This is a genomic window from Streptomyces diacarni, from assembly GCF_003323715.1.
In the GTDB taxonomy this organism is placed as follows: Bacteria; Actinomycetota; Actinomycetes; order Streptomycetales; family Streptomycetaceae; genus Streptomyces; species Streptomyces diacarni.
Map to the genome: position 1 here is coordinate 515,138 of NZ_QOIN01000048.1, position 15,561 is coordinate 530,698.

The 15,561-nt window shown below is 71.7% G+C and carries 12 protein-coding genes; 10 read left to right on the top strand and 2 right to left on the bottom strand.

Translation table 11 applies throughout. The annotated features are described in order from the left end of the window. Positions 1–21 precede the first annotated feature (21 nt). Positions 22–1,164 carry a tRNA 2-thiouridine(34) synthase MnmA gene (gene mnmA, locus DTL70_RS24195; protein WP_114024065.1) on the top strand — a complete coding sequence of 381 codons (1,143 nt, stop codon included), beginning with the start codon at positions 22–24 and terminating at the stop codon, positions 1,162–1,164. Between the two features lie 125 nt (positions 1,165–1,289). Here mnmA and DTL70_RS24200 read toward each other — a convergent pair whose 3' ends face one another. Both DTL70_RS24200 and DTL70_RS24205 read right to left on the bottom strand, forming a co-directional pair. Beyond that, a complete protein-coding gene (locus DTL70_RS24200) occupies positions 1,290–1,814 on the bottom strand; it encodes an LOG family protein (RefSeq protein ID WP_114024287.1) in 525 nt (174 codons plus the stop codon). 119 nt (positions 1,815–1,933) lie between these two features. Continuing rightward, positions 1,934–3,661, bottom strand: coding sequence for a glycine/sarcosine N-methyltransferase (locus tag DTL70_RS24205; protein WP_435846236.1), 1,728 nt, complete (start codon positions 3,659–3,661; stop codon positions 1,934–1,936). Positions 3,662–3,975: 314 nt separating this feature from the next. Between DTL70_RS24205 and mreB the strand changes: the two genes are divergently transcribed. From mreB to gatB, 9 genes are all read left to right on the top strand, one after another. Continuing rightward, positions 3,976–5,016, top strand: a complete 1,041-nt coding sequence (mreB, locus tag DTL70_RS24210; RefSeq protein WP_114024066.1) for a rod shape-determining protein — start codon at positions 3,976–3,978, stop codon at positions 5,014–5,016. Positions 5,017–5,080: 64 nt separating this feature from the next. Continuing rightward, positions 5,081–5,770, top strand: coding sequence for an SDR family oxidoreductase (locus tag DTL70_RS24215; protein WP_114024067.1), 690 nt, complete (start codon positions 5,081–5,083; stop codon positions 5,768–5,770). Positions 5,771–5,774: 4 nt separating this feature from the next. After that, on the top strand, positions 5,775–6,821 hold the full coding sequence (locus DTL70_RS24220; protein ID WP_114024068.1) for a methionine synthase: 1,047 nt from the start codon (positions 5,775–5,777) through the stop codon (positions 6,819–6,821). Positions 6,822–6,835: 14 nt separating this feature from the next. Continuing rightward, the gene (gene ligA / locus DTL70_RS24225; RefSeq protein ID WP_114024069.1) at positions 6,836–9,043 is read left to right on the top strand and encodes an NAD-dependent DNA ligase LigA; all 2,208 of its coding nucleotides are present in this window, start codon (positions 6,836–6,838) and stop codon (positions 9,041–9,043) included. 293 nt (positions 9,044–9,336) lie between these two features. Further along, positions 9,337–11,538 carry a putative bifunctional diguanylate cyclase/phosphodiesterase gene (locus DTL70_RS24230; RefSeq protein ID WP_114024070.1) on the top strand — a complete coding sequence of 734 codons (2,202 nt, stop codon included), beginning with the start codon at positions 9,337–9,339 and terminating at the stop codon, positions 11,536–11,538. Between the two features lie 142 nt (positions 11,539–11,680). Further along, positions 11,681–11,980, top strand: a complete 300-nt coding sequence (gatC, locus tag DTL70_RS24235; protein ID WP_114024071.1) for an Asp-tRNA(Asn)/Glu-tRNA(Gln) amidotransferase subunit GatC — start codon at positions 11,681–11,683, stop codon at positions 11,978–11,980. 5 nt (positions 11,981–11,985) lie between these two features. Beyond that, positions 11,986–13,482: an Asp-tRNA(Asn)/Glu-tRNA(Gln) amidotransferase subunit GatA gene (gene gatA / locus DTL70_RS24240; protein WP_114024072.1), complete on the top strand. Its 1,497-nt coding sequence runs from the start codon at positions 11,986–11,988 to the stop codon at positions 13,480–13,482. Next, on the top strand, positions 13,479–13,721 hold the full coding sequence (locus DTL70_RS24245) for a hypothetical protein (RefSeq protein ID WP_114024073.1): 243 nt from the start codon (positions 13,479–13,481) through the stop codon (positions 13,719–13,721). Before gatA ends, DTL70_RS24245 begins: the two co-directional genes overlap by 4 nt. A 26-nt stretch (positions 13,722–13,747) precedes the next feature. Further along, positions 13,748–15,256, top strand: a complete 1,509-nt coding sequence (gene gatB / locus DTL70_RS24250) for an Asp-tRNA(Asn)/Glu-tRNA(Gln) amidotransferase subunit GatB (RefSeq protein ID WP_114024074.1) — start codon at positions 13,748–13,750, stop codon at positions 15,254–15,256. The last annotated feature ends 305 nt before the right edge of the window (positions 15,257–15,561 follow it).

Sequence of the window (15,561 nt, forward strand, 5' to 3'; positions counted from 1 at the left end):
CCGTCTACCCTGGAGGGCGCTATGACTATTGCATCCTCGCGGGGGACAGCCTCCGCGCGTCCGCTGCGTGTGCTGGCCGCGATGTCCGGCGGTGTCGACTCCGCTGTCGCGGCGGCCCGCGCCGCCGAGGCCGGACACGAGGTCACGGGCGTGCATCTGGCTCTGTCCGCCAACCCTAAGTCGTTCCGCACGGGCGCGCGCGGCTGCTGCACCGTCGAGGACTCCCACGACGCGCGCCGTGCCGCCGACGTCATCGGCATCCCCTTCTACGTGTGGGATCTGGCCGAGCGCTTCCGCGAGGACGTGGTGGAGGACTTCGTCGCGGAGTACGAGGCGGGCCGTACGCCCAATCCCTGCCTGCGCTGCAACGAGAAGATCAAGTTCGCCGCGCTACTGGACAAGGCGCTCGCGCTGGGGTTCGACGCGGTGTGTACGGGCCACTACGCCACCGTGGTGACGCACGAGGACGGGCGCCGGGAACTGCACCGTGCGAGTGACGCGGCCAAGGACCAGAGCTATGTGCTCGGCGTGCTGGACGAGCGGCAGCTCGCCCACGCCCTGTTCCCCCTGGGCGACACCCTCACCACCAAGGACGAGATCCGCGCCGAGGCCGAGCGGCGCGGCCTGGCCGTCGCCAAGAAGCCGGACAGCCACGACATCTGCTTCATCGCCGACGGCGACACCCAGGGCTTCCTCGCCTCCCGGCTCGGCACGGCCGAGGGCGACATCGTCGACGAGTCCGGAGCCAAGCTGGGCACGCACGAGGGCGCGTACGGCTTCACGATCGGCCAGCGCAAGGGGCTGCGCCTGGGCCACCCGGCCCCGGACGGCAAGCCGCGGTACGTGCTGGACATCTCCCCGGTCGACAACTCGGTCACGGTCGGCCCCGCCGCCTCGCTCGACATCGCCGAGCTGACCGCGGTGCGCCCCCGCTGGTGCGGCGAGCCCCCGGCCGACGGGCCCAGGGGCTACACCGCGCAGCTGCGCGCGCACGGCGCCGAGACGCCCGTCGAGGCGGAGTTCGTGGACGGCGAGCTGCGGGTCCGCTTCTCCTCGCCCGAGCGGGGGGTGGCCCCGGGCCAGGCGATCGTGCTGTACGACGGCACCCGCGTGGTCGGCTCCGCCACGATCGAGCGCACGCGCCGGGCGGTCCCGGCCGCCTGACGTCCGCGCGCTCGATCACCGGAGCCCCGCTCCGAGGTGTCCGCTCGGGCACCGGAGGTCCGCTCCGAGGCGCCGAGGGGCCCCGCTCACGCCGCGAGGGCCCCGCGCACGCCCAAGGGGGCCGCTCAGGCCCCGAGGAGCTGGAGTGCCTGGAGGCCGTCGTCGGCGAAGGTGACCAGGTCGCTCAGCGGGATCGGGAGGAAGCCCTCGGCCTCCATGCGGGCCATCTGCTGCCGCAGGCCGTCGTAGAAGCCGGCGGTGTTCAAGAAGACGACCGGCTTGGCGTGCATGCCGTGCTTGCGCAGCTCCAGGATCTCGGTCGCCTCGTCCAGCGTGCCGGTGCCGCCCACCATGACGACGACGGCGTCGGCGCGGTCCAGCATGAGGGCCTTGCGCGCGGCGAGGTCCTCGGTGACGACCATCTCGTCGGCGCCGGGGCGCGCCACGTCGCGCAGGAACTCCACCGAGATGCCGATGAGCCGGCCGCCCGCCTCCTGGACGCCGTCGGCCACGACCTTCATCAGGCCGGAGTCCGAGCCGCCCCACACGAGGCTGTGGCCGCGCTTGCCGATCAGCGAGGCGAACTCGCGGGCCGCGTCGGTGTAGACGCTGTCCAGCTCGGCGGCCGAGCAGAAGACGCAGATGTTCATGGGGGAGGGCACGGCGGCCGAGGGCGCGGAGGAGGTCATGGCCTCCAGCCTAGAACCGCTGCCCGAGCCGCGGTACCGCGGCTCGGGCAGCGCGCTGTGTCTCAGCGCTCCGGGGCGCCTCAGCCCTCGGAGAGGGTGAAGCGGAAGATGCCCCAGGTCAGGCGGCGCCCCTCACCGCCGTCGACCCAGTGGGTGAGGCCCTTCTTCATCTGGGTGAGGTAGTCGGAGCTGACCTTCGCTCCGAGCCCCTCGGCCTCCTGCCGCTCGGTCTCCTCCAGCACGCGCCCGTAGTGGGTGACGAGCTGCGCGCGCAGGTCCTCGTACCCGCCGGGGGAGTCCTCGTGCTCGCTCGGGACGAAGCCGAGCCGGATCAGCTCGCGGGTGTAGAAGCCGGGTGAGCCCATGTCGTCGAGGTGGATGCGGTCCAGGATGGGCTGGAGGGCGCTCAGGTCGGTGCCGTCGGCGGCCATCGGGTCGGTGAAGACGAGCCGCCCTCCGGGCCTGAGCACCCGCCGTATCTCCTCCAGCACGCGCAGGCGGTTCCCGCTGTGCAGGAACGCGTCCTGGGACCAGACCACGTCCACGCTGGAGTCGGGGAACGGCACGCTCTCGAAGGACCCGTCGACGACCTCGACGCGGCCTGTGAGGCCGCGTTTGGCGTTCAGTTGCCGGTGGCGTTCGTTCTCGACCTCGCTGAGGTTGAGGGCCTGTACCGAGCAGCCGAAGGTCTCGGCGAGGTAGCGGGCCGAACCGCCGAAGCCGGAGCCGAGGTCGAGCACGCGGGATCCCTCGGTCAGGCCCAGTCCCGACGCCATCCGCTCGACGGTGCGGCGGCTGGCGTCCGCGATGGGCTCCGCGGGGTGCGCGTACACGCCGACGTGAATGTCCTCGCCGCCCCACACGGAGGAATAGAAAGCGTCCGCGTCGGGGGAGTTGTAATAACTCCGCGCCGTACTCACGGCGCCCCCGTAAGCCCCTTCGCCCTGGTCCTCCATTCGGTATTCCTTCTCCGCGACGTGCACGAAGAAGTCGGGTTGTTCCTCCCTGTACGTGTGCTGGAAGTCGCCGTACGTCTCGATGCGTTGGAACCCGACGTCCGACATGAGGCGCCGCGTGTAGTCCTTGCGGAGCGGGAACATGTTGAGGTGGTACACGGATTTGTCGGGGAACCTGTACCGCATGCGGCACAGGCCCTCGTCCATGTACTCGGGTTCCACCGCGACGTCTTCGCCGCAGTAGTAGTACGTGTGCTTGCTGGAATAACCGCGGTCCAGGATCGCGTCATAGTTGCGCTGGTCCAGGATGAGGATTCCGTCGTGCTTCAGCATCGCGTAGAACTCGGCCAGCGCCTTGCGCCGATCCCGCTCCGAGAAGAGGTGCGTGAAGGAGTTCCCGAGGCACACGATGGCGTCGTACTCACCGTGAACGTCCCGGTTGAGCCAACGCCAGTCGGCCTGGACGACCCGCAGGATGTGGTCGCCGTTCTTCATTCCGTTCTCGAACGCCATCGCGAGCATATCGGCACTGCCGTCGGCGCTCACGGCCTCGAATCCGGCCTCCAGCAGCCGGACGGAATGGAATCCGGTGCCTGTTGCGACGTCCAGAACGCTTTTGACCCCGCGCTTGCGCAGAAGGTCGATGAAGAAATTTCCCTCGCTCTCCGCTCGCTTCTCCCAGTCGATGAGCGAATCCCACTTCTCGACGAAGCTGGGCACGTATTCCTCTGTGTAGTGTCCGGTTTCCCGAACCTCTACGGGGTTGTCTCCGAATTCCTGAGCCGGTCGCGCGGAAATGACGAAACCTCCAGTAGAAGAGACGGTGGCCCAAGGCGCGGTCGCCGAGGACACACCAGTACTTGGGCTCGGTGAACCGCGCGTGGTCTCCGGTGCATAGCTATCCACCGGCCGGGGATCTATGCCACCAACTCGAAGGAACACCCGTGTGATTTGCCAGAAAACGCGCTCCGACCAGCGTCTTTCCGATTCCAGATTTCTGCACGGGACAGGGACCCCACCCGCCCCAGCAAAGGGGACACTTGGGTATGCTGCGGCTGTCAGCACCACAATGTGGCGACTACGCGTACTACGCGGCACGATCCCGTACGACACCGCACAGACACGGCGCGACTCGTACAACACCGCACCCGACATGGCGAGTACACATGGCTAAGCGCACCCAGTCAGCTCCCTCCGCAGGCTCTTCGGGGTTTCGCGGCCGCGACATCGGCATAGACCTCGGCACGGCCAACACCCTGGTTTTCGAGCGCGGTCGCGGCGTCGTCCTGGACGAGCCGTCCGTGGTGGCGATCGACACGCACACCGGGAAGGTGCTGGCCGTCGGCGCCCGGGCGCGGCAGGCGGTCGGCCGCACCCCCGGCTCGATCACCGCGACCCGCCCCCTCAAGGGCGGGGTGATCACCGACTTCGAGGCCACCGAGGGGATGCTGCGGCACTTCATCCGCGCCGCCCGCGACTCGCAGGGCCGTGGCGGGCGCGGCAGGTCGCCGCGGGTGGTGGTGTGCGTGCCCAGCGGCGTCACCGGTGTCGAGCGGCGCGCCGTGCTGCAGACCGCCAGCCGGGCAGGCGCCCGCTCGGTCCGGCTGATCGAGGAGCCCATAGCGGCGGCGATCGGCGCCGGGCTGCCCGTGCACGAGGCGCGCGGTTCGATGGTCGTCGACATCGGCGGCGGCAGCACGGAGATCGCCATCATCTCGCTGGGCGGGATGGTCGTCTCCCGTTCGGCGCGGGTGGCGGGCGACGCGCTGGACGCGGCCATCGCCTCCTACATCGAGCGGGAGTTCGCGATCGCCGTGGGCGAGCGCACCGCCGAGGAGATCAAGATGTCGTACGGCAGCGCCGACTTCGTGCCCGTGCGCGGCCGGGACAAGGGCACCGGCATGCCCAAGGTCATCCACCTGACGCCCGAGGAGATCGCCGCGGCCGTCGAACGTCCGGTCCGCTCCATCGTGGAGGCCGTGCAGGCGGCGTTCGAGGAGTGCCCGCCGGAGCTGTACGGCGACATCATGGAACGCGGCGTCGTCCTGACCGGCGGCGGGGCGCTGCTGCACGGGTTCGACCAGCGGCTGGCGGCGGAGACGGGCATGCCGGTGACCGTGGCGGACGAGCCGCTCGGCTGCGTCGCCCTGGGGACGGGCAGGTGCCTGGAGGAGTACGACAAACTGGAGTCGATCTTCGCGGCGTGACCCGCGCCGGGCCGCGCCGCCTCCCGGGCCCGCCGGCCCGCCCCCGGTGCGGGATCATGGGGGCATGGCAACACATGTGATCACAGGGGCCGGGTCGGGTATCGGCGCCGCGGTGGCGCGCGCACTGCTGGAGCGCGGTGACACCCTCTATCTGCTGGCCCGCGACGCGGGGCGCGCCAAGGAGCTCGCCCGGGAGTTCGAGGGCGCGCACACGCTGGTGGGCGACCTGGGGGAACCTGAGCGGCTCTCCTGGGCGTTCGAGCACCAGACGCTCCCCGAGGACGTCGACTCGCTGCTGCACGTCGCCGGCGTCGTCGAGCTCGGCGCCATCGGCGACTTCGGCCCCAAGCTGTGGAACGCCACGCTGGCCGCCAACCTGGTCGCGCCGGCCGAGCTGACCCGGCTGCTGCTGCCGCAGCTGCGCAGCGCACGCGGCCACGTCGTCTTCGTCAACTCCGGCGCGGGCCTGCGGGCCAACCCCGAGTGGGGCGCGTACGCCGCCAGCAAGCACGGCCTCAAGGCGCTCGCCGACGCGCTGCGCGGCGAGGAGGCCGGCAACGGGGTGCGGGTCACTTCCGTCCATCCGGGGCGCACGGCCACGCCGATGCAGGAGAAGGTGCACCGCCAGGAGGGCAAGAGTTACGACCCCTCCAGGTGGATCCCGGCCGAGGCGGTCGCCACCACGATCCTGACGGCCCTGGACCTGCCGCGCGGCGCCGAGGTCACCGACCTGAGCGTCAAGCCCGGTGGCTGACGCGATGAACGACACGCAGCCGACAACCGTCTGGGGCCCCGCGGCGGCGACCGGTATCGGGTCCATGCCCGGCACCGACGCGCGGGAGGCGGCCAAAGCCGTCACCGGGTCCTTCGAGGCGCCGGAGCACCTGCCCCACCTCCCGGAACTGCCCGCGCGCGGCCCCGGGGCCGACATGCTGGGCCGCACCACGGGCCTGCTGGCCGAGATGTACGTGCACCTCGAACCCAGCGGCTGGCGGATCAGCGACCGGCCGGGGCGTGACACCCGCCGCGCCCGCGCCTGGCTGGGCGAGGACCTGGACGCGATCGAGGAGTTCACCCAGGGACTCGGGGAGGCCGGGCGGCCGCGCGGTCTGAAGGTCTCCGTCGTCGGCCCCTGGACGCTGGCGGCGGGCGTCGAGCGGCGCAACGGGGAGGCGATGCTGGGCGACCCCGGCGCGGTCCGCGACCTGGCGGCCTCGCTGGCCGAGGGGCTGGCGGGGCACCTGGCCGACGTGCGGCGCCGGGTGCCGGGTGCCGTCCCGGTGCTCCAGCTCGACGAGCCCTCACTCACCGCCGTACTGACCGGCCGGGTGCGCACGGCCAGCGGCTACCGCACCCACCCGGCGGTGGACCGGGCGGTGGTCGAATCGACCTTGCGTGAACTGCTCGCGGTGCACGACGGGCCGACGGTCGTGCACTCGTGCGCGGCGGGGGTGCCGGTGGGACTGCTGCGCCGGGCCGGCGCCGACGGCATCTCGCTCGACTTCTCGCTCCTGACCGAGCGTGACGACGAGGTGATCGGGGAGGCCGTCGAGGACGGCGTGACCCTGTTCGCGGGTGTCGTACCCGCCACCGAGGGCGACGGGCGGGCATTGTCAGACCCTGCCGGTAGCGTCGGGGGTGTCAGGTCGTTGTGGCGCAGGCTCGGGCTGTCCCCGGGCCTGCTCGCCGAATCCGTCGTGGTCACCCCCACGTGCGGGCTCGCGGGAGCCTCACCGGCGTACGCCCGCCAGGCGCTCGCCCACTGCGCCCGGGCGGCACGATCACTCGCTGACAACCCTCAGTGACGGGAGGACCAACGGTGGCTGGCGAAGAGGACGTGACGGCCCCCGCCGAAGCGCGGGAGAAGCACAAGAGCCTCGCGGAGCAGATCGAGGAGCACCGCTTCCGGTACTACGTCAAGGACGCTCCTGTCGTCAGCGACGCCGAGTTCGACCGGCTGCTGCGCGCGCTGGAGGCGCTGGAGGAGGAGTACCCCTCCCTGCGCACCCCCGACTCCCCGACGCAGAAGGTCTCAGGGCACTACGAGACGGAGTTCACGGAGGTCGCCCACCGCGAGCGCATGCTCTCGCTGGACAACGCCTTCGACGACGAGGAGCTGGGCGAGTGGGCCGACCGCGTCGCCCGCGAGCTGGAGGGCGTGGCGTACCACTTCCTGTGCGAGCTCAAGATCGACGGCCTCGCGGTCAACCTCACCTACGAGCACGGCAGGCTGACGCGCGCCGCCACCCGGGGCGACGGCCGCACCGGTGAGGACATCACGCCCAACATCCGCACCATCGCGGACATCCCCGAGCGGCTGAGCGGCGAGCGGCTGCCCGAGCTGGTCGAGGTGCGGGGCGAGGTCTTCTTCCCCATGGAGCGGTTCGAGGAGCTGAACGCGCGGCTGGTCGAGGCGGGCGAGAAGCCGTTCGCCAACCCGCGCAACGCGGCGGCCGGCTCGCTGCGCCAGAAGGACCCGCGGGTGACGGCGACGCGGCCGCTGCACATGGTGGTGCACGGTATCGGCGCGCTGGAGGGCTCCGCCAAGGAGGACTTCACCCGCCTCTCGGCCGCCTACGACCTGCTGCGCGCGTGGGGCCTGCCCACCTCGACGCACGCCAGGGTGGTGGAAGGCCTGGCCGGCGTGCGCGAGTTCATCTCCCACTACGGCGAGCACCGCCACTCGGTGGAGCACGAGATCGACGGCGTCGTCGTCAAGCTGGACGAGATCCGCCTCCAGGGCCGCCTGGGTGCCACCTCGCGGGCCCCCCGCTGGGCCATCGCTTGGAAGTACGCGCCGGAGGAGGTCAACACCGAGCTGGTGGACATCCGCGTCGGTGTGGGCCGCACCGGGCGGGTGACGCCGTACGCGGTGGTCGAGCCGGTCACCGTCGCGGGATCCGAGGTCGAGTTCGCCACCCTGCACAACCAGGACGTCGTCAAGACCAAGGGCGTCCTGATCGGCGACACGGTGGTGCTGCGCAAGGCGGGCGACGTGATCCCCGAGATCCTCGGCCCGGTCGCCGATCTGCGCGACGGGAGCGAGCGGGAGTTCGTGATGCCTGCCGTGTGCCCCGAGTGCGGCTCGGCGCTCCAGCCCATGAAGGAGGGCGACGTCGATCTGCGCTGCCCCAACGCCCGCTCCTGCCCGGCCCAGTTGCGGGAGCGGCTGTTCTACCTGGCGGGCCGCAAGTGCCTGGACATCGAGCACTTCGGCTACGTGGTCGCCAGCGCGCTGACCCAGCCGCTGGAGCCCAAGCAGCCTCCCCTGCGGGACGAGGGCGGGCTGTTCGACCTGACGGTGGAGGATCTGCTGCCCATCGTCGCCTACGTCGTCGACCAGGACACCGGCATCCCCAAGCGCGACCCGGAGACGGGCGAGGACAAGACGGTCACCCTCTTCGCCAACAAGCAGGGCGAGCCGCGCAAGAACACCTTGGCGATGCTGGAGAACATCGAGGCGGCCAAGGACCGCCCGCTCGCGCGGATCATCACCGGGCTGTCGATTCGCCACGTCGGGCCCGTCGCCGCCGAGGCGCTGGCCCGCGAGTTCCGCTCCCTGGAGCGGATCGCCGAGGCCGACGAGGAGGAGCTGGCCGCCACCGAGGGGGTCGGGCCGACGATCGCCGCCTCGCTCAAGGCCTGGTTCGCCGAGGACTGGCACCGCGAGATCGTCGAGCGGTGGCGTGCGGCAGGGGTGCGGATGGAGGAGGCCTCGGGCGGGGAGGAGGGGCCGCGTCCGCTGGCGGGTCTGACGGTCGTCGTCACCGGCACCCTCGCCTCCCACACCAGGGACGGCGCCAAGGAGGCCCTTCAAAAGCAGGGCGCCAAGGTGACGGGGTCGGTCTCGAAGAAGACCGATTTCGTGGTGGCGGGCGAGAACCCTGGCTCGAAATATGACAAGGCCGTCCAGGCGAAGGTGCCGATTCTGGACGATGACGGTTTCGCCGTGCTGTTGGAGCAGGGGCCTGACGCCGCCCGCGAGGCGGCCGTGGCCCCCGGGGAGGGAGAGGAAGCGGGCGACTGACGCGAGGCCGGTCACCAGGGGCGAGTCCGGGGCGATCCGCGAGCGCGCCAGGCGAGTTCGCCACTCGCGCACGGGCCACATTCAGCCACCTGTGCCCCGCCCCTTTCGTGCCCGGGGCACAGGCCCCGGGCCCACAGGCGCCGTACCACGCCCGGCAGTTGCGCACACCGGATGCGAACGCATTGAGGCAACAGCGGCCGATCGCTGCCCCTCTTCCCAGGCAGCGGCCTACTGTTGACGTAGACGCCTGTCGTGGCGAGGGGCAGGCGTGGACGGCTGCGAGAGGGACCAGGATGCTGGATTTCTCCGGGGGCTCCGGGCCCCCGTTCTCCCGCCTGCCCTCGGACGGTACGCGGGGCGGGGCGGGACACGACGCGGGGGCGGGCCCTGGCGGTGCGCAGGCCGGCGGCGCGTCGGCCTGCGGTGCGCGCAGCGAGGAGACCCGGCTGCTGCGGCTGCTCGCCGCCCGCCCGCCGGCGCTGCCCGCGCTGGTCGTCGCCGCCGCGGCGCTGGCGCTGATCGGCGGTGTCGCCCGCGTCCTGTGGGAGGGCCACGCGCTCTTCCCCGGCGGCACCGCCGGGTGGTCGTTCGCGGCCCTCACCGGATGTGTGGTCGCCCACCTGGTCACCATGAGCCGCGACCGCTGGTGGGGCGGCACCGGGTCGGGGCCCGCGCTGACGCTGGCGATCCTGCTGCTGCACGGCTGGGTGCCGGCGCTGCTGGTCAGTCTCGCCGTCGTCGCGCTCGTCGGTGCCGCACGCCGGCACAAATGGCGGCAGGCCCTCGTGCACGGCGCGATCGACCTCCTCGGCATCGGCGTCGCCAGCCTGGCGCTCGCCGTGTGCGGGGTGCGCCCCTCGGTGGAGCAGCCGTGGGGGCCGGACGCGTGGAGCCTGGCCGCGGTCGCGGAGATACCGCTCGCCGCCGCCCTCTACCTCCTGTTCACCCGCGGGCTGCAGTGGTTCTGCTTCGCCCCGCGCACCCGCGGCCTGCCCTCCACGCTGCGCACCGCGCTGATCCGCCAGGGCCTGGTGGGCGTCGCCCTGCTGGGCATAGCGCCGCTCATCGCCGTCGTGGCCTACCACAAGCCGCTGACGCTGCCGCTGTTCGCGGTGCCGTTGATCGCGCTCGACTCCACGCTGCGGATCGCCCGCGCCCGCGCCGAGGAGCAGCTGCGCGACCCGCTCACCGGGCTGCCCAACCGGCTGTGGCTGCTGGAGCGAGCCTGGGCGGCGTTGGAGGAAGCCGAGCGCACCGCGTCGCGTTCCGCGCTCGTCCTCATCGACCTCGACCGCTTCAGGTCCGTCAACGACACCCTCGGCCACCTCGCAGGCGACCGGCTGCTGCTGCAGATCGCCGAGCGGCTGCGGGCGGCGCTGCCGCGCGGCGCCGAGGCCGCCCGCCTGGGCGGTGACGAGTTCGCCGTGCTGCTGCCCGTCGCCGACTCCACGACCAGCGCGCAGCGCGTCGCCCGCAACCTGGTCTCCGCGCTCGGCTCCCCGCTGGATCTGGACGGGCTGACGCTGGTGCTGGAGGCCAGCGCGGGCGTCGCCGTCTACCCCGACCACGCCACCGAGGCCGAAGGCCTGCTGCGCCGCGCCGACGTGGCCATGTACGAGGCCAAGCGCGACCGCACCGCCGTCGAGGTCTACGAGGCCACCCGCGACGGCAACACGCCCGACCGCCTGGGACTCCTCGCCGACCTGCGCAGGGCGCTGGACGCCGGCGAGGTCGAGCTCCACTACCAGCCCAAGGTCGGGTTCGACGGCACCGTCTCAGGTCTTGAGGCGCTGGTGCGGTGGGTCCACCCCGAGCGGGGCCGCGTCCCCCCGGACGAGTTCATCGCCATCGCCGAGACGTCCGGGCTGATGCCGCGGCTGACGGAGTACGTGCTGGAGACCGCGCTCGCCCAGGTCGCGCGCTGGCGTGCCGGCGGCCTGACGGTGCCGGTCGCCGTCAACGTCTCGCCGCGCGACGTCCACTCGCCCGGCTTCGCCGGGGCCGTCGCCGCGCGGCTCGCCCGGCACGGTGTGCCGCCGGGGGCGCTCCAGTTGGAGATCACCGAGCACGTCCTCCTGGAGGACCCGCAGCAGGCCGCCGACACACTGGCGGGGCTGACCGGGCACGGGGTGAAGATGTCGCTCGACGACTTCGGTACCGGGTACTCCTCGCTGGTGCACCTGCGGCGGCTGCCGGTCAGCGAGCTCAAGATCGACCGTTCTTTCGTGGCGCGGCTCGCCGTCGACACCGAGGACGCCGAGATCGTGCGCTGCACCGTCGACCTCGCGCACTCGCTCGGTCTCCTCGTCGTCGCCGAGGGGGTGGAGGACGACGAGACGTGGGAGCGGCTGCGCGACCTGGGGTGCGATGCGGTCCAGGGGTGGCTGGTGGCCGCGGCGATGCCTCCGGGGGAGACCACCGCGTGGCTGCGGGCGCGCGAGGTCTCGGTGAACCGCACCCTTCCCGCTGCCCCGCCCCCCGCCCACACTCCGTGAGCAAGCCCAGGTCACGGGGGTCGGTGCACCGGGAACGGGCGCGGTGGGCCGGGGGAGCGGCCGGGGAGGGAACCGGCAGGGGCGCGGGCCCCATAGGATTGGGGCGGACAATCCGCAACTCACCCATCAAGAGGACCGCCGCATGCCTGGCATCACACGCGAGGAGGTCGCCCACCTCGCGAAGCTGGCGCGTCTGGAGCTGAAGGACGAAGAGCTCGATCACTTCGCCGGTCAGCTCGACGACATCATCGGCGCGGTAGCCGCCGTCTCTGAAGTCGCCGACGACGCTGCCGTACCGCCGACCTCCCACCCGCTCCCGCTGACGAACGTCATGCGGCAGGACGAGGTCCGTCCGTCGCTGACCCCGCGGCAGGCGCTCTCCGGAGCGCCTGCGCAGGAGCAGCAGCGTTTCAAGGTGCCGCAGATCCTGGGGGAGGAGTGACCGGGATGGCCGGTGAACTGATCAAGCTGACCGCCGCCGAGCTGGCGGCGGGGATCGCGCGTGGTGAGCTGACCGCGGTCGAGGTGACCGAGGCGCACCTGGCCCGGATCGAGGCCGTGGACGAGAAGGTCAACGCCTTCTTGCACGTGGACCGCGAGGGCGCGCTCGCGCAGGCCCGCGAGGTGGACGCCAAGCGGGGGCGCGGCGAGAAGCTGGGCCCGCTGGCGGGTGTGCCGCTGGCGCTGAAGGACCTGTTCACCACCGAGGGCGTGCCGACGACCGCGGGGTCGAAGATCCTCCAGGGCTGGGTGCCGCCGTACGACGCGACGGTCACCAAGCGGCTCAAGGACGCCGACGTCGTCATCATCGGCAAGACCAACATGGACGAGTTCGCCATGGGCTCGTCGACGGAGAACAGCGCGTACGGCCCGACGGGCAACCCGTGGGACCTGACCCGCATCCCGGGTGGCTCGGGGGGTGGCTCGGCCGCGTCGCTCGCCGCGTACGAGGCGCCGCTGGCGATCGGTACGGACACCGGTGGCTCCATCCGCCAGCCGGCGGCCGTGACCGGGACGGTCGGTGTGAAGCCGACGTACGGCGGCGTCTCCCGCTACGGCATGGTCGCCTTCTCCTCGTCGCTCGACCAGGGCGGCCCGTGTGCCCGTACGGTGCTGGACGCGGCGCTGCTGCACAGCGTGATCGCGGGCCACGACGAGAAGGACTCGACGTCCATCGCGCAGCCCGTCCCCGACGTGGTGGAGGCCGCGCGGAACGGCGAGGTCGAGGGCCTGCGGGTCGGCGTCGTCAAGGAGTTCCGCGGCGAGGGCTACCAGGCGGGGGTGATGCAGCGGTTCGACGAGTCGGTCGCGTTGCTGCGTGAGCTGGGCGCCGAGGTGGTGGAGCTGTCCTGCCCCTCGTTCACCAAGGCGCTGGCGGCCTACTACCTGATCGCGCCCTCGGAGTGCTCCTCCAACCTGGCCCGTTTCGACGCCATGCGGTACGGGATGCGGACCGGCGACGACGGTACGCACTCGGCGGAGGAGGTCACCGCGCTGACCCGCGAGGCGGGCTTCGGCGACGAGGTGAAGCGGCGCGTGATGCTGGGCACCTACGCGCTCAGCTCCGGCTACTACGACGCGTACTACGGGTCGGCGCAGAAGGTCCGCACGCTGATCACGCGGGACTTCGAGAAGGCGTTCGAGCAGGTGGACGTCGTGGTCTCGCCGACCACGCCGACCACCGCCTTCCCGATCGGGGAGCGCGCCGACGACCCGATGGCGATGTACCTCGCCGACCTGTGCACCATCCCGTCCAACCTGGCGGGCAACTCCGCCATGTCGATCCCGTGCGGTCTCGCGCCGGAGGACGGGCTCCCCGTGGGGCTGCAGATCATCGCCCCCGCCATGGCCGATGACAGGCTCTACCGTGTCGGTGCGGCCGTGGAGGCCGCCTACCAGGCACGTTGGGGTCACCCGCTGCTAGAGGAGGCACCGTCGCTGTGAGCTCGAAGCTTGAGAAGGCCAAGGGTTTCAAGAAGTCCAGGACCGGGCTGTACTTCTCCATCGCCACGTCGCTCATCGGTGTCCCCGGCACCGTCAAGCGCGCCAAGGAGGCGAAGAAGGAAGGGGACACGCTGCAGCTGATCGATGTGGCGGTCTCCGCGGCCGGCATCGTCACCGGCGTCGTGCTGCTCGTGCGTGAGCTGCGCCGCCTCGACGTCGACGACATCCTCGACGACTGACGCGGTCGAGAAAGGTTAAGTTTTCCGTGACCGTCACCGAACTGGTGTCGTACGACGAGGCGCTGGCCTCCTACGACCCCGTCATGGGCCTCGAGGTCCACGTCGAGCTCGGCACCAGGACCAAGATGTTCTGCGGCTGCTCGACCGAACTGGGCGCCGACGCCAACAGCCAGGTGTGCCCCACCTGTCTCGGCCTGCCCGGCGCGCTGCCCGTCGTCAACAGGACGGGCGTCGAGTCGGCCATCCGCATCGGCCTCGCGCTGAACTGCTCCATCGCCGACTGGTGCCGCTTCGCCCGGAAGAACTACTTCTATCCGGACATGCCGAAGAACTTCCAGACCTCCCAGTACGACGAGCCGATCGCCTTCGACGGCTATCTGGACGTCCAGCTGGAGGACGGCGAGGTCTTCCGCGTCGAGATCGAGCGCGCCCACATGGAGGAGGACACCGGCAAGTCCACCCACGTGGGCGGAGCCACCGGGCGCATCCACGGCGCCTCGCACTCGCTGCTCGACTACAACAGGGCCGGCATCCCGCTCATCGAGATCGTCACCAAGCCCATCCAGGGCGCCGGTGAACGCGCCCCCGAGGTCGCCAAGGCGTACGTCGCCGAGCTGCGCGAGCTGATCAAGGCGCTGGGCGTCTCCGACGCCCGCATGGAGATGGGCCAGATGCGCTGCGACGTCAACCTCTCGCTGCGCCCCAAGGGCGTCGAGAAGTTCGGCACCCGCAGCGAGACGAAGAACGTCAACTCGCTGCGCAGTGTCGAGCGTGCGGCCAGGTTCGAGATCCAGCGGCACGCCGCCGTGCTCTCGTCCGGCGGCACCATCATCCAGGAGACCCGCCACTTCCACGAGGAGGACGGCTCCACCACCTCCGGCCGGATCAAGGAGGAGGCGGAGGACTACCGCTACTTCCCCGAGCCCGACCTGGTGCCCGTCGCGCCCTCGCGCGAATGGGTCGAGGAGCTGCGCGGCACGCTGCCCGAGCTGCCGCGGGTACGCCGGATGCGGCTGCGCGAGGAGTGGGGCATCTCCGAGCACGAGATGCAGTCGGTCCTCAACGCCGGTGCGGTCGACCCGATCGTCGCCACCGTGGACGCGGGCGCGCCCACCGACCAGGCACGCAAGTGGTGGATGGGCGAGCTGGCGCGCCGCGCCAACGAGGACGGCGTCGAGCTGACCGCGCTGCCCATCACGCCCGAGCAGGTCGCCCGGATCTGCGCGCTGGTCGCCGAGGGCTCGCTCAACGACAAGCTGGCCCGGCAGACCATCGACGGCGTGCTGGCCGGAGAGGGCACCCCGGACGAGGTCGTCGACAAGCGCGGCCTGGCCGTCGTCTCCGACGAGGGGGCGCTCGGCGCCGCCGTGGACGAGGCGATCGCGGGCAACCCGGACGTCGCCGAGAAGATCCGCGGCGGCAAGGTCCAGGCCGCCGGCGCCCTGGTGGGCGCCGTCATGAAGGCGACGCGCGGGCAGGCGGACGCCGGCCGCGCCCGCCAGATGATCCTGGAGCGGCTCGGCGTGGAGGGCTGACCTCCACGCCTCGACTCCCGGCCAGGGCGGCGCCTCCGCGCGGGGCGCCGCCCTGCGCCCGTACGAGGGCCCGGCGGTCACCGACCGCCGGGCCCTCTGCCGTGCCCGCCGGGTTTTCGTCGTGTCTGCCGGACTTTTTGCGGTAGCCCGCGGGGTTTTCGTCGCGTTTGTCGGGCCCTTGCCCTTGCCTGTCGAGGCTCGTCAGGTCCGGTCGGGCGTCGTTACGCCCGTCATGCCCGTCATGTCCGTCAGGTCTCGGCGTGGACCGCCGGGCCCTCGGCGTGGTCCGCCGAGGGCCCGCGCCG

Excerpts from the sequence above, each read along its gene's own strand:
- mnmA (WP_114024065.1), top strand. The coding sequence starts at position 22 with ATGACTATTGCATCCTCGCGGGGGACAGCCTCCGCGCGTCCGCTGCGT.
- DTL70_RS24200 (WP_114024287.1), bottom strand. The coding sequence starts at position 1,814 with ATGAACATCTGCGTCTTCTGCTCGGCCGCCGAGCTGGACAGCGTCTAC.
- mreB (WP_114024066.1), top strand. The coding sequence starts at position 3,976 with ATGGCTAAGCGCACCCAGTCAGCTCCCTCCGCAGGCTCTTCGGGGTTT.
- DTL70_RS24215 (WP_114024067.1), top strand. The coding sequence starts at position 5,081 with ATGGCAACACATGTGATCACAGGGGCCGGGTCGGGTATCGGCGCCGCG.
- DTL70_RS24220 (WP_114024068.1), top strand. The coding sequence starts at position 5,775 with ATGAACGACACGCAGCCGACAACCGTCTGGGGCCCCGCGGCGGCGACC.
- DTL70_RS24230 (WP_114024070.1), top strand. The coding sequence starts at position 9,337 with ATGCTGGATTTCTCCGGGGGCTCCGGGCCCCCGTTCTCCCGCCTGCCC.
- gatC (WP_114024071.1), top strand. The coding sequence starts at position 11,681 with ATGCCTGGCATCACACGCGAGGAGGTCGCCCACCTCGCGAAGCTGGCG.
- gatA (WP_114024072.1), top strand. The coding sequence starts at position 11,986 with ATGGCCGGTGAACTGATCAAGCTGACCGCCGCCGAGCTGGCGGCGGGG.